We start from the raw sequence: 1,138 nt of genomic DNA, 5'->3' as shown, positions 1-1,138 counted from the left end.
ATGGGTCGTTTTACAAGAACGACAAAACCATACTCTTATACCAAGCGCTGATCTACCTTTCGGACTGTCTTGACGAGAGCCGCAACACGAGCAGGTTTGGGTGGTGTACGCTTCATTCACTTCGATATAGTGGCAACCTGCGTTCGCGCATTTATAATCCAGTTGCCGCTTAATTTCAAACCAACCTGCGTCATAGACGGATTTGGCAAGTTTGCCCTTAGTGAATGATGTTGATTTTATTTTACCAACAACAATTAGGCTGTTGGCTTTGACAAGCTTTGATGTGAATTTATGAATGAGGTCTTGACGGGTATTTTTAATCTTGGCGTGAATGGCCTTGACCCGCTTTTTATTCTTAGCTCTTTGAGCAATGGCCAGTTTTTCAGCGTATTGATGAGTGACTTTAGTTTGTAGTTTGTCGCCATCACTATTGACTGCTGAATCTTTGCAGCCTAAATCAATACCGACCTGACCAGTGCCACACGCTGTTTTTGGAAATTCTTTAACCGTCACACAGACGTACCAGTTACCGCGATTGTCCTGTACCAATTCGCAAGTATTGATGGTGTAGAGCGCTAAGTTATAGCTGTCCCATAGGTCAATAGTGAGTTTTTTACCTTTAGCTAAGCTGAATTGCAGGGTGCTTTTTAGACACTTTTTACCACTTTGGCGGGTGCTGATATGCTTAATAGCGGTCTTTTTAAACGGAATCCAACCAAGAGAACTACGTTTGGCTTTAAGATTATTGGTGCGCCAGTTGAGTTTGGCTTTTTTAAACTGTTTACGAGCCTTGGCATGGGTTTCGGTCACTGCTTGTAAGGTTTGGCTGTGTAGGTTTAGATATTCACCCGCACCTTTGGTGTAAGTAGCCAAATCATAAGCCGACAAGAATTGACCAGTACGCTTGAGGTGTTTAAAACTTAGCTCATTGACGTAATTCCAGACAAAGTTAACCGACCCCGCTAAGATATTTAGCTGAGTAGCATGTTTGTCTTTGATGCGTAGTTTGAGCGTTTTCATGGGGTAATTATGATCTCAATGTATTTGGTTATCAAGGTATGTTCAATCTTAGGTAACAACGGTTGACGCCTGATATCCACGCCCTAGAAGGACGTGGTTTTACGGCGCTAGATGATAA

General features: G+C 42.5%; 1 protein-coding gene. It reads right to left on the bottom strand.

Annotation, left to right across the window (positions count from 1 at the left end):
• The coding region (locus JFC08_RS13590) for an RNA-guided endonuclease InsQ/TnpB family protein (protein WP_198331107.1) at positions 1-1,020 on the bottom strand (1,020 nt) is incomplete at its 3' end.
• Positions 1,021-1,138: the final 118 nt, after the last annotated feature.

This window comes from Psychrobacter cibarius (genome assembly GCF_016107535.1).
Classification (GTDB): Bacteria; Pseudomonadota; Gammaproteobacteria; order Pseudomonadales; family Moraxellaceae; genus Psychrobacter; species Psychrobacter cibarius.
The sequence above is the reverse complement of the archived record's forward strand: the minus strand, read 5'-3'. Positions and strand labels throughout refer to the sequence as shown.